General features: G+C 66.4%; 23 protein-coding genes. 9 read left to right on the top strand and 14 right to left on the bottom strand.

What is annotated here, in order from left to right; genetic code table 11:
- Window positions 1-20: 20 nt before the first annotated feature.
- The gene (locus tag AC1DNF_RS11320) at window positions 21-683 is read left to right on the top strand and encodes an NAD-dependent epimerase/dehydratase family protein (protein ID WP_478148678.1); all 663 of its coding nucleotides are present in this window, start codon (window positions 21-23) and stop codon (window positions 681-683) included.
- 14 nt (window positions 684-697) lie between these two features.
- Here AC1DNF_RS11320 and AC1DNF_RS11315 read toward each other — a convergent pair whose 3' ends face one another.
- Window positions 698-1504 carry an alpha/beta fold hydrolase gene (locus tag AC1DNF_RS11315; protein ID WP_478148677.1) on the bottom strand — a complete coding sequence of 269 codons (807 nt, stop codon included), beginning with the start codon at window positions 1502-1504 and terminating at the stop codon, window positions 698-700.
- A complete protein-coding gene (locus tag AC1DNF_RS11310) occupies window positions 1504-2826 on the bottom strand; it encodes an O-acetylhomoserine aminocarboxypropyltransferase (RefSeq protein ID WP_478148676.1) in 1323 nt (440 codons plus the stop codon). The genes AC1DNF_RS11315 and AC1DNF_RS11310 overlap by 1 nt, the downstream gene beginning before the upstream one ends.
- A gap of 135 nt (window positions 2827-2961) precedes the next feature.
- Between AC1DNF_RS11310 and AC1DNF_RS11305 the strand changes: the two genes are divergently transcribed.
- Window positions 2962-3414 carry a CBS domain-containing protein gene (locus AC1DNF_RS11305; RefSeq protein ID WP_478148675.1) on the top strand — a complete coding sequence of 151 codons (453 nt, stop codon included), beginning with the start codon at window positions 2962-2964 and terminating at the stop codon, window positions 3412-3414.
- Between the two features lie 4 nt (window positions 3415-3418).
- Here the strand turns inward: AC1DNF_RS11305 and AC1DNF_RS11300 are convergent, their stop codons facing one another.
- Window positions 3419-4405: a Bug family tripartite tricarboxylate transporter substrate binding protein gene (locus AC1DNF_RS11300; protein ID WP_478148674.1), complete on the bottom strand. Its 987-nt coding sequence runs from the start codon at window positions 4403-4405 to the stop codon at window positions 3419-3421.
- Entirely contained in the window at window positions 4402-5496 is a 1095-nt protein-coding gene (add, locus tag AC1DNF_RS11295) for an adenosine deaminase (RefSeq protein ID WP_478148673.1), read from the bottom strand. The genes AC1DNF_RS11300 and add overlap by 4 nt, the downstream gene beginning before the upstream one ends.
- Before the next feature lie 84 nt (window positions 5497-5580).
- Between add and AC1DNF_RS11290 the strand changes: the two genes are divergently transcribed.
- The gene (locus AC1DNF_RS11290; RefSeq protein ID WP_478148672.1) at window positions 5581-6546 is read left to right on the top strand and encodes a LysR family transcriptional regulator; all 966 of its coding nucleotides are present in this window, start codon (window positions 5581-5583) and stop codon (window positions 6544-6546) included.
- Window positions 6547-6600: 54 nt separating this feature from the next.
- On the opposite strand, the gene AC1DNF_RS11285 is transcribed toward AC1DNF_RS11290, so the two are convergent.
- Window positions 6601-7818, bottom strand: a complete 1218-nt coding sequence (locus AC1DNF_RS11285) for a polyhydroxyalkanoate depolymerase (protein WP_478148671.1) — start codon at window positions 7816-7818, stop codon at window positions 6601-6603.
- Between the two features lie 104 nt (window positions 7819-7922).
- On the opposite strand from AC1DNF_RS11285, the gene AC1DNF_RS11280 reads away from it, so the two are divergent.
- Window positions 7923-8579: a glutathione S-transferase family protein gene (locus tag AC1DNF_RS11280; protein ID WP_478148670.1), complete on the top strand. Its 657-nt coding sequence runs from the start codon at window positions 7923-7925 to the stop codon at window positions 8577-8579.
- A gap of 36 nt (window positions 8580-8615) precedes the next feature.
- On the opposite strand, the gene AC1DNF_RS11275 is transcribed toward AC1DNF_RS11280, so the two are convergent.
- Window positions 8616-9044, bottom strand: a complete 429-nt coding sequence (locus AC1DNF_RS11275) for a hypothetical protein (protein ID WP_478148669.1) — start codon at window positions 9042-9044, stop codon at window positions 8616-8618.
- 198 nt (window positions 9045-9242) lie between these two features.
- On the opposite strand from AC1DNF_RS11275, the gene AC1DNF_RS11270 reads away from it, so the two are divergent.
- On the top strand, window positions 9243-9842 hold the full coding sequence (locus tag AC1DNF_RS11270) for a DUF4337 domain-containing protein (RefSeq protein WP_478148668.1): 600 nt from the start codon (window positions 9243-9245) through the stop codon (window positions 9840-9842).
- Between the two features lie 66 nt (window positions 9843-9908).
- On the top strand, window positions 9909-10997 hold the full coding sequence (locus tag AC1DNF_RS11265) for a PA0069 family radical SAM protein (RefSeq protein ID WP_478148667.1): 1089 nt from the start codon (window positions 9909-9911) through the stop codon (window positions 10995-10997).
- Here the strand turns inward: AC1DNF_RS11265 and AC1DNF_RS11260 are convergent.
- From AC1DNF_RS11260 to AC1DNF_RS11225, 8 genes are all read right to left on the bottom strand, one after another.
- The gene (locus tag AC1DNF_RS11260; protein ID WP_478148666.1) at window positions 10948-12435 is read right to left on the bottom strand and encodes an efflux transporter outer membrane subunit; all 1488 of its coding nucleotides are present in this window, start codon (window positions 12433-12435) and stop codon (window positions 10948-10950) included. The two genes, AC1DNF_RS11265 and AC1DNF_RS11260, sit on opposite strands and share 50 nt — an antisense overlap.
- On the bottom strand, window positions 12435-13652 hold the full coding sequence (locus AC1DNF_RS11255) for an efflux RND transporter periplasmic adaptor subunit (RefSeq protein ID WP_478148665.1): 1218 nt from the start codon (window positions 13650-13652) through the stop codon (window positions 12435-12437). Before AC1DNF_RS11255 ends, AC1DNF_RS11260 begins: the two co-directional genes overlap by 1 nt.
- 4 nt (window positions 13653-13656) lie before the next feature.
- Complete coding sequence (locus tag AC1DNF_RS11250) at window positions 13657-16872, bottom strand: efflux RND transporter permease subunit (protein ID WP_478148765.1); 3216 nt, start codon at window positions 16870-16872, stop codon at window positions 13657-13659.
- A 207-nt stretch (window positions 16873-17079) separates the two neighbouring features.
- Window positions 17080-17688: a 3'-5' exonuclease gene (locus AC1DNF_RS11245; protein ID WP_478148664.1), complete on the bottom strand. Its 609-nt coding sequence runs from the start codon at window positions 17686-17688 to the stop codon at window positions 17080-17082.
- Complete coding sequence (locus AC1DNF_RS11240) at window positions 17685-18044, bottom strand: TfoX/Sxy family protein (RefSeq protein ID WP_478148663.1); 360 nt, start codon at window positions 18042-18044, stop codon at window positions 17685-17687. The genes AC1DNF_RS11245 and AC1DNF_RS11240 overlap by 4 nt, the downstream gene beginning before the upstream one ends.
- A complete protein-coding gene (gene fghA, locus AC1DNF_RS11235) occupies window positions 18041-18910 on the bottom strand; it encodes an S-formylglutathione hydrolase (RefSeq protein WP_478148662.1) in 870 nt (289 codons plus the stop codon). The genes AC1DNF_RS11240 and fghA overlap by 4 nt, the downstream gene beginning before the upstream one ends.
- The gene (locus tag AC1DNF_RS11230; protein ID WP_478148661.1) at window positions 18907-19818 is read right to left on the bottom strand and encodes an alpha/beta fold hydrolase; all 912 of its coding nucleotides are present in this window, start codon (window positions 19816-19818) and stop codon (window positions 18907-18909) included. Before AC1DNF_RS11230 ends, fghA begins: the two co-directional genes overlap by 4 nt.
- Before the next feature lie 18 nt (window positions 19819-19836).
- Window positions 19837-20943, bottom strand: coding sequence for an S-(hydroxymethyl)glutathione dehydrogenase/class III alcohol dehydrogenase (locus tag AC1DNF_RS11225; protein WP_478148660.1), 1107 nt, complete (start codon window positions 20941-20943; stop codon window positions 19837-19839).
- 63 nt (window positions 20944-21006) lie between these two features.
- On the opposite strand from AC1DNF_RS11225, the gene aroQ reads away from it, so the two are divergent.
- From aroQ to AC1DNF_RS11210, 3 genes are all read left to right on the top strand, one after another.
- Window positions 21007-21465 carry a type II 3-dehydroquinate dehydratase gene (aroQ, locus tag AC1DNF_RS11220; protein ID WP_478148659.1) on the top strand — a complete coding sequence of 153 codons (459 nt, stop codon included), beginning with the start codon at window positions 21007-21009 and terminating at the stop codon, window positions 21463-21465.
- Complete coding sequence (locus AC1DNF_RS11215) at window positions 21462-22100, top strand: DNA-3-methyladenine glycosylase I (RefSeq protein WP_478148658.1); 639 nt, start codon at window positions 21462-21464, stop codon at window positions 22098-22100. The genes aroQ and AC1DNF_RS11215 overlap by 4 nt, the downstream gene beginning before the upstream one ends.
- Window positions 22101-22309: 209 nt before the next feature.
- Window positions 22310-24307 carry a bifunctional metallophosphatase/5'-nucleotidase gene (locus tag AC1DNF_RS11210; protein ID WP_478148657.1) on the top strand — a complete coding sequence of 666 codons (1998 nt, stop codon included), beginning with the start codon at window positions 22310-22312 and terminating at the stop codon, window positions 24305-24307.
- Window positions 24308-24312: the final 5 nt, after the last annotated feature.

The raw sequence follows: 24312 nt of genomic DNA, 5'->3' as shown, positions 1-24312 counted from the left end.
TCGTGCCGGCCTCCCGCTCCATGAAGGTTCTGCTTTTCGGCGCCACGGGCATGGTCGGGCAAGGCGTCCTGCGCGAATGCCTGCTGGACGAGGAAGTGACCCAGGTGCTCAGCGTCGGTCGCAGCCCCACCGGACTGACCCACCCGAAGCTGCGCGAACTGATCGTGGCGGACCCCGGCAGTCTTTCGAGCGTGGTGCTCGACCTCCTGCGCTTCGACGCCTGCTTCTTCTGCCTCGGCGTTTCGTCGGCCGGCATGAGCGAAGAGGACTACCGGCGCATCACCTACGAGCTCACGCTGTCGGCGGCCCAGACCCTGGCCCGGCTCAATCCGGAGATGACCTTCGTCTACGTGTCCGGTGCGGGCACGGACAGCAGCGAGCGCGGCCGCGTCATGTGGGCGCGGGTGAAGGGTGCGACCGAGAATGCGCTGATGCGCCTGCCCTTCAAGGCCACATACATGTTTCGTCCCGGCGGCATCCAGCCGCTGCACGGCGTGCGTTCCAGGACCGCGCTCTATCGCTGGATCTACCGGGTCGCGGGCCCGCTGTTCGGGCTGTTGCGCCGCCTGGCCCCGAGCTGGGTGACCACCAGCGAGCAGGTGGGGCACGCGATGCTCGTGGTCGCCAAGCGGGGCGCGCCCAAGCCGCTGCTCGAGACCATCGACATCAACAACCTGCGCTGAGAAGCGGCCGCGGTTCAGGCGCCGAGAAAGGCCTTCAGGGCGAACAGCGTCTCGTCCGGCGCCTCGGTCATCAGCGCATGACCAGCCTTGACGCTCACCACCCTGGCGTTGCCGGCCTTGCCGACGAGCGTGCGGGTGGCCCGCGGCGGCGTCATCTGGTCGGCGTCGCCCAACAGGAAGAGCGTGGGACAGTGCACCCGGGCCATCGCCTCTTCGCCATGCGCATAGTCGTTGCAGGCCTTGAAGCCGAGGTGGAACACGTTGGCTTGCCGGTTGCTCGCAAGCACGCGCCGCATGAGGGCGCGGGAGCCGCCATACAGCCAGGTGCCGGGCCCGAGCGAGGAGGGCGGCGGCGCCAGCAGCGAATGCGAGAAGTTGTTGACCATGTCGATCGCGCGCTGCGGATCGTTCAGCGCGCCGTCGAGCAGCGCCGGCGACACGGTCATCGGGTACGCGGTGCCCACGAGCGCAAGATGGCTGACGCGGTCGGGCGACCGCGCCGTCGCCTCCAGGGCGATCAGCGAGCCGAAGCTGTGCCCGACGAGCGCGGCCTTGCCGACGCCGGCCGCGTCCAGCAGCGCGATGACGAAGTCCGCCGCTTCCTCCACGCTGGAGGGCGGCGGCCCTTCGCTCCTGCAATGGCCCGGCAGGTCCAGCGCCAGCACGTTCCAGCCGTGGTTGGCGAACCAGCGGCTTTGCAGGATCCACACGCTGTGGTCATTGAGCACGCCATGGATGAAGACGACAGTCGGCTTCGCGCTGTCGAGCGGCTTGCCGCCGGTGTAGCAATAGGTCCGGTGACCGTTGACGACGAAGTCCATCAGCTTCCTGCCTTTTCCGCGGCCTTCAACGCGCGCTTCAGATCGTCGATCAGGTCGGCCGGGTCTTCGAGTCCGATCGAGAGGCGGATGGTTCCTTGCGTGATGCCGGCCCCGGCCAATGCCTCGTCGGTCATCCGGAAGTGCGTGGTGCTCGCGGGATGGATCACGAGGCTGCGGCAGTCCCCCACATTCGCAAGATGGCTGAAGAGCCTCAGCGCCTCGATGAACTTCTTGCCCTGCTCGCGATTGCCCTTGAGGTCGAAGCTGAAGACGGCGCCCGCGCCCTTCGCGCCGTGGCGCAGCAGCTTGCCGGCCAGCGCATGGCTCGGGTGCTCTTCGAGCAGGGGATGCCCGACCTTCGCGACGAAGGGGTGGGCGGCCAGGAACTCGACCACCTTCTGCGTGTTGTCGATGTGGCGCTCCATGCGCAGCGGCAGCGTCTCGATGCCCTGCAGGATCAGCCATGCCGTGTGCGGACTCATCGAAGCGCCGAAGTCGCGCAAGCCTTCGCGCCGAGCGCGCAGCAGGAAGGCGCCCACCGTGCTCTCCTCGGTGAACACCATGTTGTGGAAGCCATCGTAGGGCTTCGTGAGTTCGGTGAACTTGCCCGTGCCTCCCGAGGCCCGCTCCCAGTCGAAATTTCCGGAGTCGACCACCACGCCCCCGATCACGGTGCCATGGCCCGACAGGAACTTGGTGGCCGAGTGGTAGACCAGGTCGGCGCCCCAGTCGAAGGGCCTTATCAGGTAGGGCGAGGTCAGCGTCGAATCGACCAGCAGCGGGACGCCGGCCGCATGCGCGATGTCGCTCACGGCGGGGATGTCGAGCACGTCGAGGCCCGGGTTGCCCACGGTTTCGCCGAACAGCAGCTTGGTCTCGGGCCGGACCGCCGCGCGCCAGCCGTCCAGGTCGCCGGGCTTCACGAAGGTCGTCTCGATGCCGAAGCGGCGCATCGTGTAATGCAACAGGTTCTGGGAGCCGCCGTAGAGCGCGGTGCTCGCGACGATGTGCGAGCCCGCGCCCATCAATGTGGCGATCGAGAGATGCAGCGCGGCCTGGCCGCTGGCGGTTGCGATCGCGCCGATGCCGCCTTCCAGCGCGGCCACGCGCTGTTCGAGCACCGCGTTGGTCGGGTTGCTGATGCGCGAGTACACGTGTCCCGCGCGCTCGAGGTTGAAGAGCGCCGCCGCATGGTCGCTCGACTCGAAGACGAAGGAGGTCGTCAGGTGGATCGGAACGGCGCGCGCGCCGGTGGCGGGGTCCGGGGTGGCGCCGGCATGCAATGCCAGCGTATCGAAACCGGGGTCGGAGTAACCGGGCATGGAGGCCTTTCGATGTCGTTTCTGCAATGCCCCGTTACGCGCACTGTCTGCAACGTCGACGCGGGCCTGTGGACGGGCGGCCATTGTGGGCTATATTCAAATTGGCACACCGCCGAGCATGAGAGGAGCAACACGATGAAAGTCAGCGACATCCTGCGCGTCAAGGGCAACACGCTCTTTACCGTCACGCCCGACGAACCTTTGGCTGTCGCAGTCAATACCATGGCCGACAAGGACATCGGTTCGCTGGTGGTCATGGAGCATGGGGACCTGGTGGGCATGCTCACCTTCCGCGAAGTGATCGTCGCCATCGTCGCCAACGGCGGCCAGGTGGGTGGCACGCTGGTGCGCAAGGCCATGGACGACCATCCCGTCACCTGCACCGTCGAGACCGACCTCGACGAGATCCGCCGCATCATGCTGGAGCGCCATGCGCGCTACATGCCCGTCATGGACAAGCGCATGCTGATGGGTGTGATCAGCTTCTACGACGTTGCCAAGGCCGTGGTCGACAGCCAGAACTTCGAGAACAAGATGCTCAAGGCCTACATCCGCGACTGGCCGGCGGAAGACGAGTCGTCGTCCTAGACGCTCACTCCCGGATGTTCGCGGCCTGGACGATCTTCTGGTTGCGAGCGTATTCCGACTGCACGAAGCGCCCGAGTTCCTCGGCCGAGCCGCTGCCGGGCAGCGCGCCCTGCTCCTGCAGCTTGGCGCGTACGTCCGGGTCCCGCAGCACCGCGTTGAGTTCCTGGTTGATGCGGTTCACGGTCGCGGCCGGCGTGCCGGCAGGCGCGAAGATGCCGGTCCAGCTCACCATCGAATAGTCCTTCAGGCCCGGCATCTCATTGAAGGCCGGCACGTCGGGCAGCGCTTCGAGTCGTTTGCCGCCGGTGACGCCGAGGGCCTTCAGGCGCTTGGCGTTCACATGCGGGATCGCGCTGGTGCTGACCAGCATGGCCAGATCGACTTGGTTGCCGATCACGTCGGTGGCGATCTGCGCGCCGCCGCGGTAGGGCACGTGGGTCACGAAGATGCCGCTGCGCTCCTTGAGCAACTCCATCGCCAGTTGCAGCACGGTGCCGACGCCCGAGGTCGCGTAGTTGTACTTGCCCGGCGCGGCCTTGGCGAGCTTCACGAACTCGGCATAGTTGCCGGCGGGCAGTCCCGGTCGCGCGACCAGCACCATGGGCGCTGTGTTCAGCATGGCCACCGGCGCGAGGTCCTTGAGGGGATCGAAGCGAAAGGCGCTCGGGTTGACGAGCTTGCCGATCGCCATGACGCTGTCGGGCCCCGCGACCAGGGTGTAGCCGTCCGGCGCCGCGTTCGCCGCCTTGGCGACGCCGATCGCGCCGCCCGCGCCGGTCACGTTTTCGATCACGATGGATTGCTTGAGCCGCTCTCCCAGCTTGTGGGTGACGAGGCGCGCAATGAAGTCCACACTGCCGCCCGCGGAGTAGGGAACGATCAGCGTGATCGGCTTGGCGGCGGGCCAGGCGGCCTGGGCGAGTGCGACGCCGGGCAGCAACAGCGAAACGGAGAGGATCGAGGGGAGCAGGAAGGCCTTGCGTTTGATCATTGTTCTTCGGAGGGGGGTGGGTCTTGCGGCAACCGGGCGCGCAGCGCATCGAACTCGGCGCTCCATTGGGGTATCCACTGCCGGCGCGTCGTGTCGTCGATCCAGGCGCCGTCGAGCCCGTTGTGCATGAAGTCGCGCAGGTCGTCGAGGCTGAAGCCGAAGTCGCGCGTCATCATCAGCCAGGCCTGCGTGGGCGTGACCTTGTGCAGTGTCGGATCGTCGGTGTTGGGGTGGATGCGCAGGCCCAGTCCGGGCATGCGGCGGATCGGATGGTCGAGCGCCCAGCGTTCGCGCGGCAGCGTGCGCAAGTAGTAGGAGTTGGTGGGCACCACCGTGAACAGAACGCCGCGGTCGGCGCACTCGCGCGCGAACTCGAAGCGGTCGACGACCGTATAGCCGTGGTCGATGCGGTCGACCTGCAGGTAGTCGAGCGCTGTGCGCACGTTGGTCCAGGGCGTTCCGAATTCGCCGGCATGCGCCGTGGTCTTGAGGCCGGCACGGCGTGCTTCGCGGTAGGCATTGACGAAAAGCTCAGGCGGGCGGTCGACCTCGCGATAGTCGATGCCGATGCCGACCACTTCCTCGCAACGGTGCGCCGTCACCCATTCCACCATCTCCACGGCCGCTTCGGGGCTCGCCTCCCGGTCGATGGCTGCGATCAGGCGCCCGGTGATACCACGGTCGGCCTGGGCGTCGTGGATGGCCCGCACGATCGCGTCTTGTGCCTGCCGGTAAGGAATGCCGGATGCCTGTGCCGTGCCGGTGGGGTTCCAGGAGAACTCGGCATAGCGCACGTTGTGGGCGGCCGCGTCTTCAAGGTACTCGTAAGTGAGTTGGTGCAGGTCGTCCGCGGTGCGCACCAGCTGCGCGTCGAGCGCGCGCAGCACGCGCAGCACGCCGACCGGCTTCTCGCCGCGCGTATAGAAGTCCTCGATCTCTTCTTCGGCCAGCGGTCCGCCAGCGCGGCGATTGAGTTGCAGGAAGGTCTCGTGCCGGACCGTGCCGAACAGATGGCAGTGGAGCTCCACCTTCGGCATCGCGTGAAGAAAAGACTCCAGCGCGGGTGTGGAGGTCTCGGTGATGGAGGACATGCATGCAGTCTAGTGAAGGGATCTTGATAAGGAAAATTTTGAATTTCTATAATTTAATTCATCCGATCTATAGCCGGCTTAGAAATGATCCCCTCGTCCCTGCGCGCGCTGACACTGCGTCAGCTCCAGTTCTTTTCGGTTCTGGTTCAGGAGGGACACTTCGGGCGCGCGGCGCGCCGCCTTGCCATCACCCAGCCGGCGCTCAGCAATGCCATCAAGCAGATGGAACAGCTGCTCGGCGAAGAACTGCTGACGCGCTCCACGCACAAGCTGGAACTCACCCCCGTGGGCGCCGAAGTGCTGGCGCGCACGGATTTCCTGGTCAACGCCTTCGAGCTGGCATTGCGCGACATCTACAGCACAGTGCGCAGCGGGCGCGCGCTGATCAACGTGGGCGTGATCCCATCCGCCAGCGCGCGCGTCGCGTCGGCCGTAAGCGAGTTTGTTCGCGAAGCGACGCAAGAGGTCGAGTTCGCCTGGCGCGATGCGCCCTCCACCGTGCTGCTGGCGGAGGTGCGCAGCGGGCAACTCGACATGGCGGTGGCGGCCATCACCGAACCGCCGGGCGGTCTGGTGTGCATCGACCTGTTTCGCGATCCCCTGGTGCTGATCGTCCGACGGGGCCATCCATTGGCGCGGATGGGCGAGGCCAGCTGGGAGGAGATCGGGCATGAGCGACTGGTGCTGTTCGAGAGCGGGAGCATGCCGGCGCTGGGCGATTCGGCCCGCGCACAGTTCGCTCAAGGCGCGCAGCCCTACCGTGTCGGCTATTCGGAGACGCTCTATGCGCTGGTGCGCGGCGGGCTCGCACTCGGGTTGATGCCGCGGCTCTATACATCGTCGCTGCGCGACCCCGAACTGGTGGTGCTGCAACTGCGCATGCCAGTGGTGGAGCGACGCATCGTGTTGGTTTATCTGCCGGGGCCGATGCGCAACGTGGCGGCGCATGAGTTCATTGCGTTCCTCCGGCTGCGCCTGCCCTTGCCCAGCGAGGCAATCAAGGAGCCCGCGCGCAGCGCGCGCTCGCGCCGCAGCCGACCGTCGGCATGATGCCGACCCTGCGCTCCAGGCGACATCGAATCGAATGTGGCTGGATTTCGTGTGTCAGTGAAGCTCGGCCGCCGCGTGAATCGTCTCGCGCACGCGGGGGTAGATCTGGGTGTTCCACTTGCTGCCGCTGAACACGCCGTAATGCCCGACGCCCGCCTGCAGGTGATGCGTCTTGAGATAGGGCCGCACGCCGGTGCACAGATCCTGCGCCGCCACCGTCTGCCCGACCGCGCAGATGTCGTCGCGTTCGCCTTCCACTGTCAGCAGCGCCGTGCGGCGGATGGCGGCCGGATTGATCTTGCGATCACCCACCGTGAGCGCGCCGCGCGGCAGGTCGTAGGTCTGGAATACGCGCTCCACCGTCTCCAGGTAGAACTCGGCCGGCAGGTCATTCACCGCCAGGTATTCGTCGTAGAAATTGCGGATGGTCTCGGCCTGTTCGAGTTCGCCGTCGACCAGGTGCTGGTAGAGCTTGATGAATTGCTGCTTGTGCCGCTCCGGATTCATGCTCATGAAGGCGCTCAGCTGCAGGAAGCCGGGGTACACGCGGCGCATCATGCCGGCGTGCGGCCATGGCACGCGGCTGATCAGGTTGCGTGCGAACCAGCCGATGTCGCGCTCGTTCGCGAGCTTGTTGACGGCCGTGGGGTTGACGCGGCAATCGACCGGGCCGGCCATCAGCGTCAGGCTGCGCGGCGTGGCGGGATTGTCGTCCTCGCTCATCAGCGCGGTGGCCGCGAGCGCCGCCACGCAGGGCTGGCAGACCGCCACCATGTGCGCGCCCGCGCCGATGGCTTCGAGAAAGCGGACGAGCTGCAGCGTGTAGTCGTCGAGGCCGAATCCGCCGTTCCACAGCGGCACGTCGCGCGCGTTGTGCCAGTCGGTCACGTAGACATCATGGTCGCGCAGCAGCGTCCGCACGGTTTCGCGCAACAGGGTGGCGAAGTGGCCCGAAAGTGGTGCGGCCAGCAGTACCGGCGGATGCACCGCGGTGGTGTCCTTGCGGAAGTGCAGCAGGGTGCCGAAGGGGGCCACCAGCGTGGCTTCTTCATGGACTGCGACTTCCTCGCCGTCGACCATCACGCTCCGGATGTCGTAGGCCGGTCGAGTGTGGGTGAGCCGCATGCGCGAATAGACCTCCATGAGAGAGGCGATGCGCCGAGTCGCGCTTCGATCGGTATCCTGCTGCCACAGCGCGCGGCCGAGATACTGGGCTGCGAGCCGGGACGGCGACAGCAGGTCGGCATTTGTTTGGTAGGCCCGGTACAGCATGCAGAGGCCATAGGCAAGTTGTGGGCCAAGGAAGGCAGGGCGCACCTTTCTGGCACAGGCCTTGCACACGTCCAAAGCCGATCCGGCAGCCAAGGAGCGTCAGCATGGCCAAACCCGTTCTCACCATCAGCAGCAAGAACTACGGCGCATGGTCGCTGCGCGGCTGGCTGATGTGCCGTCTCGCGGGGCTGGACTTCGCCGAGAAGGTGATACCGCCGGACGATCCGGCGATGAAGGCCGAGATGCTGCTGCTCTCCGCTTCCATGCTGGTCCCTTCGCTGCAGCACGGCGGCGTGAAGGTCTGGGACACGCTCGCCATCGGCGAGTACCTCAACGAAATCAAGCCCAAGGCCGGCTTGCTGCCCGCCGACGCCAAGGCGCGCGCGCACTGCCGGGCCATCTGCGGCGAGATGCATTCGGGCTTCAGCGCGATGCGCGGATCGCTCCCCATGAACGTCAAGGCGAGGTTTCCGAACTTCAAGATCTGGTCACGCGCGCAAAGCGACATCGACCGGATCGTGACGATCTGGCGCGAATGCCTGAAGGACTACGGCGGCCCCTTCCTGTTCGGCAAGCAGCCGTGCATGGCGGATGCCATGTATGCGCCGGTGGTCACGCGCTTCATCACCTACGACGTCTCGCTCGACAGCGTTTGCGCCGGCTACTGCAAGCGGATCATCGGGCTGCCTGCGATGCAGGAATGGATTCAGGCGGCCAGGCAGGAGCCGGAAGAGATCGACGAACTCGACGCGGAGTTCTGAATCCGCGCCCGCCCGTGGGTCCGGCCGTTCCCCGGGTCAATCCCGGCGTTCGCGCCGATCATGGTCCCAGTCCCGGCGATCATGGTCGCGGTCCCAGTCGCGGCGATCATGGTCGCGGTCCCAGTCGCGGCGATCATGGTCACGATGCCAGTCCCGGCGATCGACGCGCCGCTCTTCCACCCGATAGCCGGGTTCGTAGTACACCGGCGCCGGGGCATAGACCCGGGGCGGCGGCGGGCTGTAGTACACAGGAGGCGCGGGCTGGTAGTAGGTCGGCGCCGGCCGCGAATACACGGGTGCCGGCTCATAGTAGGCGGGCGCGGGTTCCGTCACCACCACGCCAGGCAGGGTCACGCCGACTGACCAGTTCACCTCGGCGCTTGCCGTGGCCGCGCCGAAGAGTGCGACGGCTGCCGTTGCTCCGGCAATGGCAAGCTTGAGGACGGCGGAGCGATTGAAGCTCATCAGAATCTCCATATCAGGACAACAGATCGTCCCGTTGGATGTTCAACGTCCGGGCAACGCCCTGGTGGACCGGCAGCCTGCAAAGATCCTGTAAACAGTCGATTCAAGATCTGTCCGCAGGGCATGCCGCGGCTCTCGCGGCCAACCTTGCCATACTCTGGCCGCGCCCTGCAATTTCTTCCTCGTTCAAAGGCACTCATGTCAAACCACGGCTTCCACGTGCACGGCCCGCACGACCACGAACTCGAGCACGCTGCCCAGTCCGCGCACCACGGCCCCGATGCCGAGGGGCGCGGGAGCATGACAAGCCAGATCGCGGTGTGCACCGCGATCATCGCGACCGTGGGGGCGATCTTTGCCTACATGGGAGGGGCCACCCAGGCGAACGCGGGTCTCTACAAGAACAATGCGGCGATCAAGAAGACGGAAGCCTCCAACCAGTGGAATTACTTCCAGTCCAAGAGCACCAAGCAGTCTCTTGCCGAATTCGCGCGCGACACCTCCACGGACGAGCGCAAGCAGGTGTGGGACGACAAGGTGGTTCGCTACGAGCGTGAGAAGGCGGAGATCCAGGCCGCCGCGCAGAAGCTCGAAGCCCAGGCCAATGACTGGGACCGGCAGTCCGATGAGCAGTTGCACCAGCACCACCGCTGGGCCCAGGCCACCACCATATTGCAGGTATCGATCGCGTTGGCGGCCATCGCCTTGCTGACCCGGAAAAGGTGGCTGGAGTGGGGCATGTTCGGCGTCGCCGGGGTCGGCTTGCTGATCGGCGTCCTGGCGGTGCTGCATATCTGAGCGCGTGCTGGCGTCTTCGGTCGATTGGTGCAATACTGTAATTTTATACAGTATATTCAACGCATCATGGCCGACGCTTTCATTCCCGTCACCGCCCTCAAGGGCCGGGGCGCGGCGACGCGCCTTGCGCATCGCTTCCAACGCGATGTCCGCGATGCCTTCGACGACGGCTGGGGCACGCTCGAAGAGGGCGTGGCCGAGCCTTCGCCGCCGCTCGCCACCGAGGTGCGCTTCGAGGACGTCAAATCGGTCCTGGGCGAGAACGACTCGCCCGACGTGCCCTTCGATCGCTCACTGAATCCCTACCGGGGCTGCGAGCACGGCTGCATCTATTGCTTCGCGCGGCCCACGCACAGCTACCTCAATCTCTCGCCCGGCCTCGATTTCGAGACCAGGCTGATCGCCAAGCGCAACATCGTCGAGGTGCTGCGCGCGGAACTGGGTCGCAAGACCTACAGGCCCAGCCACATCGCGATCGGCACGGCCACCGACTGCTACCAGCCCATCGAGCGCGAACTGCGGCTCACGCGCTCTGTCATCGAACTGCTGAAGGAAACGCGCCATCCCTTCGCCCTGCTCACCAAGTCGAGCGCTGTGGAGCGCGATCTGGATCTCATCGCGCCCATGGCGGCGGACCGACTGGCGGCCGTCTACATCACCATCACCACGCTCGACGGCGATGTCGCCCGCAAGCTGGAGCCGCGGGCCGCCGCGCCGCACCGGCGCTTGCGCACCCTGCGCACGCTGGCCGATGCGGGCGTGCCGGTGGGCGTGAGCGTGGCGCCGCAGATTCCCTTCGTCACGGAAGACATGGAGCAGGTGCTCGAAGCCGCGTGGGAAGCCGGTGCCCGCAGTGCGTTCTATGCGGTGGTGAGGTTGCCCTGGGAAGTGGCGCCGCTCTTCCGGCAATGGCTGGAACTGCACTATCCGCAGCGCGCGGCGCGCATCATGGCGCGCATCCACGAGATGCGCGACGGCAAGGACTACGAGGCCGACTTCGCCACCCGCATGAAGGGGAGCGGCCTGTGGGCCGATCTGATCCGTCAGCGCTTCGAGAAGGCGACGCAGCGCATCGGCTTCAACCGCGAGCGCATCACGCTCGATGTCAGCGCTTTTCGGCCACCTGGCGCAGCGGGGCAGGGCAACCTGTTCTAGAGTCGGTGGCGCTGGCCGGCTCGACGCCGCACCAGTCGCCGCCAAGGGCCTTCACCAGAAACACCGAGGTCAGCATGCGCTGGCCAGTCAGTTGCGCGGCCTGCCGCTCAGCCGTCAGCAGCGTTTGCTGGGCCGTGATCACATCCAGGTAGGTCGACGCGCCGCCTTCGTAGCGACTGGTCGCCATGTCGAGCACGCGGCGCGAGGTGGCCACGGCGGCCAGGGATTGCGCCGAGGCCCGGTCGAGCGAGGCGAGGCCGGTGATGCCGTCCTCCGCCTCCTGCATTGCGGTCAGGACGACGCGACGATAGTTGGCCACGCTGGCGTCGTAGCCGGCGCGCGCGAAATCGACATTGGCGCGCAAGCGGCCGCCGTCGAAGATCGACTGCGTCGCCGAGACCCCCACCGACCACAGCAGGCTCGGTGCATCGAAGAGGGCCGAGAACATGCGACTGTCCACCCCCAGCGAGGGGCCCAGGATCACGCTGGGGTAGAAGGCCGCGCGGGCCACGCCGATCTGTGCGTTGGCCGCGGCCATCGCGCGCTCCGCAGAGGCGACGTCGGGGCGGCGTTCCAGCGCGTCCGATGGCACGCCGATCGGTATGGCCGGCGGCGTGAGAGGCGTGAGATCGGGCGCGAGCGCGAACGAGGGCGCCGGCGTTCCAATCAGCGCGGCGATGGCGTGCTCGTATTGCGAGCGCTGCTTCCTGAGGAGGTCGACCTGCGTGAGCGTGCTGTCGAGCAGGGCCTGCTGCTGCGCCACGTCCAGGCCCGACACGGCGCCACCTTCATGCCGCGCCGTCACGAATTCGAGCGCGCGGCGCTGCAGCCCGATGGAGCGCGTCACGACGTCGAGTTCGATATCGGTCGAGCGCAGGTTGTAGTAGTTCGTTGCCAGGTCCGTCGTGAGCAGCAGCCGCGTGTTCTCGAGGTCGGCGGCGGATTGCGCGGCGGAGGCGCTTGCGCCTTCGATCGATCGCAGCACGCGGCCAGCCAGATCGACTTCGTAGCTTGCAGTCAGCGACAGGGCATAGTCGTCCTGGATCGTCGAGAAGTTGGGTGCGGCGTAGTTGGTCAGCGGCCGGTTCGCGGAAATTCGCAGGCGCTGCGCGCGCGTGCCGAGGCCGAGTTGCGGAAAGCGGCTGGCATCGCTTCCGGCCAGGGAAGCGCGTGCCTGTGCGAGCCTCGCACCGGCAAGCGCCAGCGTCGGGCTGTTGGCCAGCGCCCTGCGCGCCAATGCGTCGAGCTGTGGATCGCCGAAGCGTTGCCACCACGGACCCTTGTCGGTGGCGTCATTCGGAGCGCCCTGACGCCAAGGCTGCTCGGTCTGCCAGGTCACAGGCACATCGACAGCCGGCTTGCGGTAGTCAGGCCCGGCTGCGCATGCCGCAAGCAGGACAAGGGCTGCGGCGCCCGGCGCGGTGGCACGCATGCGCATCACGCCTGATCCTTGGCGACAGTCACCCGGTCGCCGTCCGTCATCGAATCCGAGGGATTCAAAACCAGCCTGTCCGTGCCGTTGATGCCGTCCAGAATCTCCACCGTCTCGCCGTAGTTGCGACCCAGTGTGACGGCGCGCAGTTGCACGCGGCCCTCGCCGTCGACCACGGCGACGCGCGTGCCTTCGGCGCGAAAGAGCAGGGCGTTGGCGGGAATGGTGAGCGAGAGGCTGGCCGCAAGCGGCAGCGAGACCTGCACGTAGGCGCCCGGCAGCAGGGTGCCATCGCGGTTCGGCAGCGAGACCTCGACCTGCATCATGCGCGTCGTGGCATCGATGGCGCCCGAGGTGCGCGCCACTTCGCCGCGGAACTCCTTGCCGCGCAGCTCGGCCTGCGTCACGACCGCGGGTTGCCCCGGCTTGATGAGCTGGGCGTAGGCCTGCGGCACATTGATGTATACGCGCAGCGGATCGATCTGCGCGAGCTGGAACAGCGCTCGGCCCCCGCCGCCGCCGCCCGCGTCGATCAGGTCGCCCACGTCGACGTTGCGCCGCGTGATCACGCCGTCGAAGGGGGCCACCACGCGCTTGAATCCCTCGGTCTGCCGCAGCCGCTGCATGTTCGCGTCGGCGGCGGCGAGGTTGGCCGTGGCCTGCTCGACGGCGCCGCGGCGCTCGTCCAGGTCCTGTTGCGAGACCACATCCTTCTTGCGCAGACCTTCCCAGCGCGCGACGGTGCTCCTGGCCAGGTCGAGGGCGGACGCGGCCTGCTGCCGCGCGGCGACGGCCTGCGAGAGCTGCTGGTCGATCTCGGGCGTCTCGATCTCCGCCAGCAATTCGCCCTTCTTGACGGTGCTGCCGATATCCTTGGTCCAGCGCTTGAGGTAGCCGCTGGCGCGCGCCGAGATCGGCGACTGCACGAAGCCTTGCAGCGTGCCCGGCAAGGCCAGCGTCTGGCCGGCGCCCGCCTGCCGGGGCAGGGCGGTCTTGACGTATTGCGTGGCGTGCAGGGCCGCGCTGGTTTCCAGGGCGCTGGCGTTGGCCAGGCGGACCCACACGACGCGCGCCGTGCCGACGCCCAGCAGCACGAGAACAGCGACGACGAGAAGGCGCGTGCGGCGCACGATCTGGCGCCGCTTCAGCAGTTCGTGGTGATCTCCGTCCTGCTCATTGGCGATCGGATGGATGGCCAAGCCCGCGTGGCGTTGCTCCGACATGTTTTCAAGTCTCCTGGGGCGCGGCCCCGAGCTGGGGCGGCGACGGTGGCGTGGGGTGGCCGTCGGCTTCGCGCGCCGCCTTGCGGTGCGCCCGGCGGCTGTGGATTTCGGCGTAGACCGCCGGAACGAAGAAGAGCGTCGAGACGGTCGCAAAGATCAGGCCACCGATCACGGCGCGACCGAGCGGCGCGTTCTGCTCTGCGCCTTCGCCCAGGCCCAGGGCCATCGGTATCATGCCGATGATCATGGCCAGGGCGGTCATCAGCACGGGGCGGATGCGCGTCGCGCCGGCCTCGAGCGCGGCCGACAACGGCGGTACGCCGGCCTGCAGGCGCTCGCGCGCGAAGGACACCAGCAGGATGCTGTTGGCCGTGGCCACGCCCATCGTCATGATCGCCCCGGTCAATGCCGGCACGCTCAGCGTCGTACCGGTGATGAAGAGCATCCACGCGATGCCCCCCAGCGCGGCCGGCAGGGCCGTGATGATGATGGCGGCGTCGAGCCACGACTGGAAGGTGACGACGATCAGCAGGTAGACCAGCACGATCGCCATCGCCAGCCCGACGCCGAGGCCGATGAAGGACGATTGCATCGTCTGCACCTGTCCGCGGATCGTGACCTGGTTGCCGCGCGAAAGCCTGGGCCGCATGTCGTCGACCAGCGTCTTGACCTTGCCCGCCACGCTGGCGAGATCGGTTCCCTGAACACTGACGAAGACGTCGACCACCGGCCGGATGTCGTAGTGCGAGACCACCAGCGGCTGCCGCGCCGCCTGCGCACTGACCAGGTTGCCGAGCAGCTGCGGCGCCCCGGCTGCCGCGCCGGGGCTGCCGACGGGAATGTTGAGCAGCGCGTCGAGCGAATCGATCTTGTATTGCGGCGACTGCACCGCGATGTTGTAGACCACGCCATTCTGGGGATTGAGCCAGAAGGCCGGCGCGGTCTGCGAACTGCCCGACAGCGCGATCAGCACGTTCTGCCCGACATTCGCGGCCGTCAACCCGAACTGCTGGAGCCGCGTGCGGTCCATCTGCAGGTTCAGCGCGGGGCCGTCCAGCCGCTGATGCACGTGGGCATCGACCGCTCCCGGAATCCGGCGAATGGCTCTCACCAGGTCGGCGGCGCGCACCGCGTTGCCCGCGAGGTCGTTGCCGCTGAATTGCACGTCGATCGCCGCGGGCAGACCGAAGTTCAGGATCTGCGTGACGATGTCCGCCGGCTGGAAGAAGAACTCGACGCCGGGGAAGCGCTTGGGCAGTTCGGCGCGAAGCAGCGACACGAATCTTTCCGTCGGCTGATGCCCCTCGTGCAGCGAGAGCAGGATCTCGCCGTCCAGCGTGCTGATCGTTCCGGCATTGCTGTAGGAGAGATTGATGCCGCTGTTGGGCACGCCCAGGTTGTCCAGGATGGTGTCGAGCTGGTCCTTGGGCACGAGCTCGCGGATCGCCACTTCGACCTGGTCGGCCAGGCGCGCGGTCTCCTCGATGCGCGTGCCCGTGGGCGCGCGCATGTGCAGCCGGATCTGGCCGGCATCCACGCTCGGGAAGAAGTCGCGCCCCAGCACCGGGTAGAGCAGGCACGACAGCAGGCAGAAGCCGAGGAACAGCGAGATGAAGCCCCCGCGCCTGGACAGCAGCGCCGACAGCACCAGCGTGTAAGCGCGCCGCACATGTTCGAACTGGCGATCGAAGCCGCGATAGACGCGCTGCAGCAGGCTGGGCCTGGCGTCGGCGGCCGCCTTCGCATGCGCGCCGCCCATCAGCAGCATGACCATCGTCGGCACCAGCGTGCGCGAAAGCAGGTAGGACGCCAGCATCGCGAACACGACCGCCTCGGCCAGCGGCACGAACAGGAAGCGCGCCACGCCGGAGAGGAAGAACATCGGCACGAAGACGATGCAGATGCACAGCGTCGAGACGAAGGCGGCCGGGCCGATCTCGCCGGCGCCGACCATGATGGCCTCGGTGAGTTCGGTGCCCATGTGGAGGTGGCGCTCGATGTTCTCGATCGTCACGATCGCCTGGTCCACCAGGATGCCGACCGAGAGCGCAAGCCCGCCCAGGGTCATGAGGTTGAGCGTTTCGCCCAGCGCATAGAGCACGAGGATCGACGCCAGGATCGACAGCGGGATGGTCAGCGCGATGATCAGGGTGCTGCGCCAGTTGCCGAGGAACAGCAGCACCATCGCGGCCGTCAGCGCGGCGGCGAGCATGGCTTCGGCCACGACGCCCTGCACGGCGGCCTTGACGAAGATCGACTGGTCGAAGAGCGGCGTGATCTTGATGTCGCTCGGCATCGCCTGCGCGGCGACGGGCAGCAGCGCGCGCAGGTTCGACACGATGTCCAGCGTCGACGCGCCGCCGTTCTTGAGCACCGAAAGCAGCACGCCGCGCACGCCGTCCTGCCGCACCACGTTCGTCTGCGGCGAGAAGCCGTCGCGCACATTGGCCACGTCGCGCAGATAGATGGTGGCGCCGTTGGCGGTGCGCACCGGCAGGTCGTTGAGACCGGCGATCTCTTCGGGCGAGCCGTTCATCTTCACGCTGTATTCGGTCGCGCCGAACTTGACCGTGCCCGAAGGGAGGATCAGGTTCTGCGCGTTGACCGCGTTCACCACGTCAGCCGGAGAAAGCCCGCGCGCCTGCATTGCCTGGGAATCCAGGTCGACCGAGATCAGCCGGTTCTTGCCGCCGTAGGGGAAGGGCACGGCGACGCCCGGAATCGTGATGAGCTGCGGGCGCAGCTGGTTGATGGCCGAATCGAAGAGCGCGTTCTCTGCCCGCGTGGGACTCGACAGCGCGAGCTGGATGACAGGAATGCTCGACGCCGAATACTTGATGACGAGCGGCGGGGTGATGCCAGGGGGCAACTGCCGAACTTGCGTCTGTGTCGAGGCCACCACCTGGGCGATGGCGGTTTCTATGTTCGCCGTCGGCTGGAAGAAGACCTTGATGACCGTGACGCCGGCCAGAGACTGCGATTCGATGTGCTCGACATCGCTGACCGTGGTGGTCAGGCCGCGCTCCGTCTGGCCGGCGATGCGTTGACCCATCTCCTGCGCCGGCAGTCCGCCGTAGTTCCAGATGATGCTGATGACCGGAATATTGATCTCCGGAAAGATGTCGGTCGCCATCCGCAGCAGGACGAATGGCGTCGCGAGGACGATCAGCATCGCCATCACGATGAAGGTGTAGGGGCGGCGCAAGGCCAGCTGGACCATGGACACGACTTGTTACTTCCTGGGCGAGAGGGCGCCATCATAAGGAGAGAACCCATGACTTTTCATGTCATGCGGAAGCTTTACGTGGCGCAGCCCAGCAATCTACGCCGATTGCGTCAGGTGCCCGCGCAGAACCGGCTTTGGCCGTAGAGCCGGTAGGCACGATCAAGATGCGTGCCAGCTGCCGGCGTTCGCCGAAGCGACAACCTAGGCCGGCGCTTGCAAGCCCAGCGCGTCGAACACGCGCATCGCGGCATAGGCGTCGTTGGCCGCGTAGCGCAGTTGGGCCTCGGTCAATTGCCGGTTGGCCCAGTTCGAGGTGGTCGCCTTGCGCGATTTCGCGAACCGGCGATGGAAGACGAGCGCAACCGCCACCTTCACGCCGACCGACTTTCGATAGCCGCGGCGGCGAAACTCGGTGTCGATGTCGAAGATGGCGCCGGGCTCGACGCCGAAGCGCTGACGGATCAGGCTCAGGTCGGTCGACAGGCCGAAGCCGACCTTGAGGAGTTCTGTCGATGCAAGCAGTTCCCCCAGGATCGCATTGCAGTCGGTGCGATGCGACTGGAACAGCCATGCGTTCTCGAGCGTCGCGAACTGGAGCACATGGGGCCCGCCCGAGATTTCGTTCTTGGCGAAGGTGGGCTTCGATTCGGTGTCGAAGCCGGCCACGCCGCTGTCCAGCAGCGCGGCGGCGGCGCGCTCGGCTTCCTGCGGCGTGTCGACGACACGGATGTCTCGCAGCCCGAGGCCGTCGAAGGCTTCGAGCAGCGCGATCTCCTCGCGGCTGGGCAGAAGTGGTGCTTCGTGGCTCATGCGCGCCTGGCCCGCTGGCGGCGCGGCTGGGGCGCCTGGCCCGAACGCAAGGCCGCTTCCCATGCACGACGCGCCCACAGCGCGGCCTCGTCGCGGTCCTCGAACACCTCCGCGGGTGCCTCGCGGTATGACATCTTCATCGTCTTCCCTTGTCGGGTGTATTCGAAGGCCGGCAGGCGAAGCCGGTCGAAATGCCCGACGCTGGTGGCGTCGGACTTGAGATAGAGGGTGTCCCTGACGACCAGGGCGAACATTCGCCCCTCATGGTAGATGCCATGCCCGCCGAACATGCGCTTGCCTTCGATGCGGCCGAAGCGCTCGAACACCTCCTGCAGGCTTGCAACGAACTCGCTCATCGTGCTGCCAGCGTCGCGGCATGGTGGCGAAGGTGGTCCGCCATGAAGGTCTGGATGAAATAGTAGCCGTGGTCGTAGCCCTCATGGCGGCGCAGCGTCAGCGGCTGGCCGGCCGCGCGGCACGCCGCCTCGAAGGCCTCCGGATGCAACTGCTGCGCGAGGAATGGGTCGGCCAGGCCCTGGTCGACCAGGATGCCCGCGGGGTAGGGTGGGGCACATTGAGACTGCATCAAGGCGCTGGCGTCATGCGCGAGCCAGGCCCCGCGGTCGGCACCGAGATAGCCGCCGAAGGCTTTCTCGCCCCACGGGCACAGCGTCGGTGCGCAGATTGGCGCGAAGGCCGAGAGCGACTGGAAGCGCCCCGGATGCCGCATCGCCAGCGTGAGCGCGCCATGGCCGCCCATCGAATGGCCGAAGATGCCGATGCGGCGGGCGTCCAGACCCGAGGACTTGATGGCGAGCGGCAGCAGTTCATGGATGAGCCAGCTTTCCATGCGCCAGTGCCGCGACCAGGGCGGTTCGGTCGCGTCCAGGTAGAAGCCCGCACCGATGCCGAAGTCCCAGCTCGAGCTGGCGCCCGGCAGCACCGCCACCTCCTCGCCACGCGGGCTGGTGTCGGGCGCAATCAGCGCCAGGCCGAGCTCGGCCGCCATGCGCTGGGCCCCGGCCTTGATCATGAAGGTTTCCTCGTTGCAGGTCAGGCCCGCGAGGTATGTCACGGCCGGCACCGGCCCCTGCGACGCCTGGGGCGGCAGGAACACCGAAAAGCGCATCGGCAGGCCGGTTTCGCGCGAGGCATGTTCGTGAAAGCGCAGCACACCACCGAAGCAGCGATGCTCGGAAAGAGTCTTCAAGGTATCTGTCATGTCTGCAGTTGAGCCAGGAGTTCGAGCACCGCTTTGGCGAAGACGCGGGGCGCCTCCTGCGGCATGTTGTGGCCAACGCCTGGCACCACGCGATGCGAGCGCGGCCCGGTGAAGCGGTGTGCGTGCGCGGATGCGTCGGCCGCCGGGCGCACGCCGTCGTCGGCGCCGTCGAAGGTGATGGCCGGGACCGTGATGGGAGGTTGAGCCGCCAGCCGCGCCTCGATGGCGGCGTAGGCCGGGTCGCCCGACGCGAGGCCGAAGCGGTGGCGGTACGACTGGATCACGACCTCGACGAAATCCGGGTGGTCGAAGGCGGCGGCGCTGCGTTCGAAGGTGGTTTCGTCGAAGTCCCAGGTGGGCGACCAGAGACGCCAGAGCAGCCGCGTCAGCGCTCGGCGGTCAGCCGCCAGGCCGGCGCGTCCGCGTTCGCTGTGGAAGTAATACTGGTACCAGAGCCGCAGTTCGTTCTCCGGGGAGTCCGGCTCCATGGCCTTCGCGATGTTCTGGATGTTGTAGCCGTTGAACGAGACCAGCCCCGCGCAGCGCTCGGGCCAGAGGGCCGCGACAACGCAGGCCGCGCGTCCGCCCCAGTCGTAGCCGGCCAGCACGGCGCGCGGAATCGCCAGCGCGTCGAGCAGCGCAAGGAGGTCCGCGCCCAGGGCCGCCTGTTCGCCGGAGCGCGGCGTCGCCTCGCTGAGAAAGCGCGTCGCGCCGTAGCCGCGCAGAAAGGGCACGATCACCCTGCAGCCCGCATCGGCCAGCAGGGGTGCGACCTCGGCGTAGGCGTGGATGTCGTAGGGAAAGCCGTGCATGAGCAGCACGGGCGGCCCGCTCGCGGGGCCGGCTTCGAAGTAGGCGACCTCCAGCACGCCGGCCTGGATGGTGCGCAGTGGCTCCATGCGTTGCATGCCGATTCCCTCCGTGGATCAGTAGAGGACGACGCCGCGGATCGACTCGCCCCGCTTCATCAGGTCGAAGCCCTTGTTGATGTCCTCCAGCGGCATGGTGTGGGTGATCAGGTCGTCGATGTTGATCTTGTTCTCCATGTACCAGTCGACGATCTTCGGCACGTCGGTGCGCCCGCGCGCGCCGCCGAAGGCCGAGCCTTCCCATTTGCGGCCGGTGACCAGCTGGAAGGGGCGCGTGCTGATCTCCGCGCCGGCCTCCGCCACGCCGATGATGATGCTGCGGCCCCAGCCCTTGTGTGTGCACTCCAGCGCCTGGCGCATCACCTGCGTGTTGCCGATGCACTCGAAGCTGTAGTCGGCGCCGCCGTCGGTCAGCTGCACGATGGCGTCGACGACGTTTGCCGTGTCCTTGGGGTTGATGAAGTGCGTCATGCCGAACTTGCGTGCCATCGCCTCTCGCGCCGGGTTCAGGTCGACGCCGATGATCTTGTCCGCGCCCACCATCTTCGCGCCCTGGATCACGTTCAGGCCGATGCCCCCCAGGCCGAACACGACCACGTTGGCGCCGGCCTCCACCTTGGCCGTGAAGATCACGGCGCCGATGCCGGTCGTCACGCCGCAGCCGATGTAGCAGACCTTGTCGAAGGGCGCGTCCTCGCGGATCTTGGCCAGCGAGATCTCCGGCGCGACCGTGAAGTTGCTGAAGGTCGAGGTGCCCATGTAGTGGAAGATCGGCTTGCCGTCCATGCTGAAGCGGCTGGTGGCGTCTGGCATCAGGCCCTTGCCCTGCGTGCCGCGAATCAGCTGGCACAGGTTGGTCTTGCGCGAGAGGCAGAACTTGCACTGGCGGCATTCCGGCGTGTAGAGCGGGATGACGTGGTCGCCCTTCTTGAGGGTTGTCACGCCCGGGCCCACGTCGACCACGATGCCGGCGCCTTCATGGCCCAGGATGGCGGGGAAGATGCCTTCGGGGTCGGCGCCTGAGAGCGTGTAGTAGTCGGTGTGGCAGATGCCGGTGGCCTTGATCTCGACCAGCACCTCGCCGAACTTCGGGCCCTCCAGGTCGACGGTCTCGATGGTCAGGGGAGCGGCGGATTTCCAGGCGACGGCGGCTTTGGTTTTCATGGAATGTTCGGGTTCGGTTCAAGAGCGGCCACTATAAGATGCCCGGCACTGGAGCGTCACATCATGAAAAAGATCCTCATCCTCAATGGCCCCAATCTCAATCTGCTCGGCACGCGCGAACCCGAGCAGTATGGCCGCGAAACCCTGGCCGACGTCGAGCGCATGTGCCACGAGGCCGGCGCGAAACTGGGCGTCGAGATCGAGTGCCGGCAGTCCAACCACGAAGGCTTGCTGATCGACTGGATCCAGGAGTCGGGACGCGAGGTGGCGGCGGGCCGCATGCTCGGCGTGGTGATGAACCCCGGCGCCTTCACGCACACCTCCGTCGCGCTGCACGATGCGATCAAGGGCGCAAGCGTTCCGCTGATCGAGCTGCACATTTCCAACGTGCATGCGCGCGAATCTTTCCGCCATCACTCCTACATCTCGCCCGCCGCGCGCGGAATCATCGTCGGGCTCGGCGTGAAGGGCTACCCGCTCGCTATCGAAGCACTGGTGAGGGTGAGCGACGCCGCGGCATGACGAGCGAACGAGCCGGCCTTTTCGCGGATTCCGGCGGGACCTGGCGCTGCCGCTGGTGCCAGGCCACGCAGGTCTACCAGGACTACCACGACAGGGAGTGGGGCTTTCCGGTCACGGACGATCGGCGCCTCTTCGAGAAACTGTGCCTTGAAGGCTTCCAGGCCGGCCTGAGCTGGCTCACCATTCTCAACAAGCGCGAAGCCTTCCGTCGCGGCTTTGCCGAATTCGATGCGGACAAGGTCGCTCGCTTCGATGCATCGGATGTCGACCGGCTGCTGGCCGATGCGGGCATCGTGCGGCATCGCGGGAAGATCGAATCCGCAATCAACAACGCACGGCGAGTGCTCGAGCTGCGCAAGGAATTCGGATCGCTGGCCGCGTATGCATGGGGCTTCGAGCCCGATCCTTCGTCCCGGCCCCCGCGCATCACACACGAGACGCTGAAGACGATCACCACTTCGCCCGAATCGGTGGTGATGTCGAAGGACCTGAAGAAGCGGGGATGGAGCTTCGTCGGGCCGACGACGGTCTATGCCTTCATGCAGGCCATGGGGCTGGTCAACGACCACATCGAAGATTGCCATGCGCGTGAGCTCGCGCTGCAGGCCCGAGCGAAGCTCAGGTTGCCGCGTTGATCGATCGGTGTCGGTGCCGCCTGGGTACTGTCGCGGAGGCATGCAATTCAACTGCGAATCATTGAGTGGGGACTGATGGAATTGCAATTGATGTCAATTAATTGCATTGCATTCCGCGGGCATGATTGACTCGAGAAATGAATATGGCATTGCGAGACTCGTTCAATTAGTATTCTGGCGAATCAACGAGTTGACAGGGGGACCATGTCATGAAGATTCGCCAATGGGGAATGGCCTGCGCGCTGGCTGCCGCCGCTGCAGGACTGGGCCTGAGAGTCGACAGCGTGCGGGCCGATCCGCACGAGCCCATCGGGAGTGTCGGGCTCGACAATCCAGACAACCAGGATGACCATCACGGGCGTCCGCCGGAGCCGATCAACATCAAGATCATCGGCTTGAACGACTATCACGGCACTCTGCAGTCGCCCGGAACATTCGGAATCAACAATGTCGTTCCAGCGGCCGCGCCAGCCGTCGGCGGTGCCGAATATCTCGCGGCCTATGTCGCACGAATGAAGGCCGGCAATCCATTGAACGTGGTTGTCGGTGCAGGCGATTTCATCGGCGCGTCGCCGCTGATTTCGGCGCTGTTCTTCGACGAACCCGCGGTCGAGACAATGAACAAGGTCGGCGTCGAGTTCAATACCGTGGGCAATCACGAGTTCGACAAGGGTTCGGCCGAGTTGCTGCGGCTGCAAAAGGGAGGGTGCAAGTTGACGGACGGCCTGCCGGACCCGAACAGCTGCAAGGGGCTGGGTTCGAACGCGCCGGGCACCTTCGACGGGGCGAAGTTCCAATGGCTGTCGGCCAATGTCGTCGAGACCGCGACCGGCCGCACCTTGCTGCCACCCTATCGCATCAAGACCTTCGACGGGGCCAAGGTGGCCTTCATCGGCGTGACCCTGAAGGACACGCCCGGCATCGTCACGCCCACCGGTGTCGCCGGCCTGGAATTCCGGGATGAGGCCGACACGATCAACGCCCTGATTCCTCGTCTGCATGCCGAGGGCGTGCATGCCATCGTCGTGCTGGTCCACCAGGGTGGGTTTCAGACGCCTCCGACGGTCGCCGACATCAATGGCTGCGACGGCAATCTGAAGAATGCGGATGGCAGTGACTCCGACATCGCCAACATCGTCAAGCGGCTCGATGACGCCGTCGACCTTGTCATCAGCGGCCACACGCACGCGGCGTACAACTGTTCCGCCAACACGGTCGACGTGAAGAACGTCGGTGGCGTGGCCGTCAGCACGCCACGGCCCACGGGCCTGCCGAACAAGAAAGGACGTCTGATACCCGTCACCAGCGCGAGCGCTTTCGGCCGCGTGCTGACCGACATCGACATGACGATCCATCCGTATTCGCACAAGGTGATGGCGGTGTTGGCGACCAACAGACTGGTTGACCGCACCGACCCCGCGATCAACGATGCCATCGCCAGCGATCCGAGCGTGAGAAACATCGTCTCCGGGTACAGCGCCCTGGTGTCGCCATTGGCCAATCAGGTGATTGGAACCATCGCAGCGCCGCTGCCGATCGCGACGAATGCCGCTGGTGAAATGCCGGCGGGCGACTTGGTTGCCGACGATCAATTGCAGGCGACCCAGCCGGCCGCGCTCGGAGGCGCCGTCATGTCCTTCACGAATGCCGGTGGTGTTCGCAACCCGGGATTCGCCATTGCCGGTGTCAGCTATCCATACAACGTGACCTACGGCAACGCGTTCACGGTGCAGCCCTTCGGCAACAGCCTGGTGACCATGAGCCTGACGGCGCAACAGCTCAAGGATCTGCTCGAACAGCAGTTCGTGGGTTGCCTGGGCCAGGGCACGCAGCGTGTGATGCAGGTCTCGAACGGAGTGAAGTACTCCTGGAGCGCTTCAGCCGCCCCTTGCTCGAAGATCGTCGACGTGGTTCTCACGCCGACCGATGTCACCGTCACGCCGCCGGTGGTGTCCGGCGCACCCGAGACCATCGTGGCCAATGGTGTGGTGCTGAACCCGAGCAAGAGCTACCGGGTCACCGTCAACAGCTTCATGGCCGCCGGTGGCGACGGCTTCACGACGCTGCTTGGCGGCACCAACAGGCTGGGCGGGGCGCAGGACATCGATGCGCTGACTGCCTACTTCGCCGGCTACAAGGCACCGAAGGCCCCCTATGACCCGACGCTGCCCGCCCTCGCGATCCCTCGCATCTCGCTGCTGCCTTGATACCC

It is taken from the genome of Variovorax sp. 01T432, from assembly GCF_056398605.1.
The sequence above is the reverse complement of the archived record's forward strand: the minus strand, read 5'-3'. Positions and strand labels throughout refer to the sequence as shown.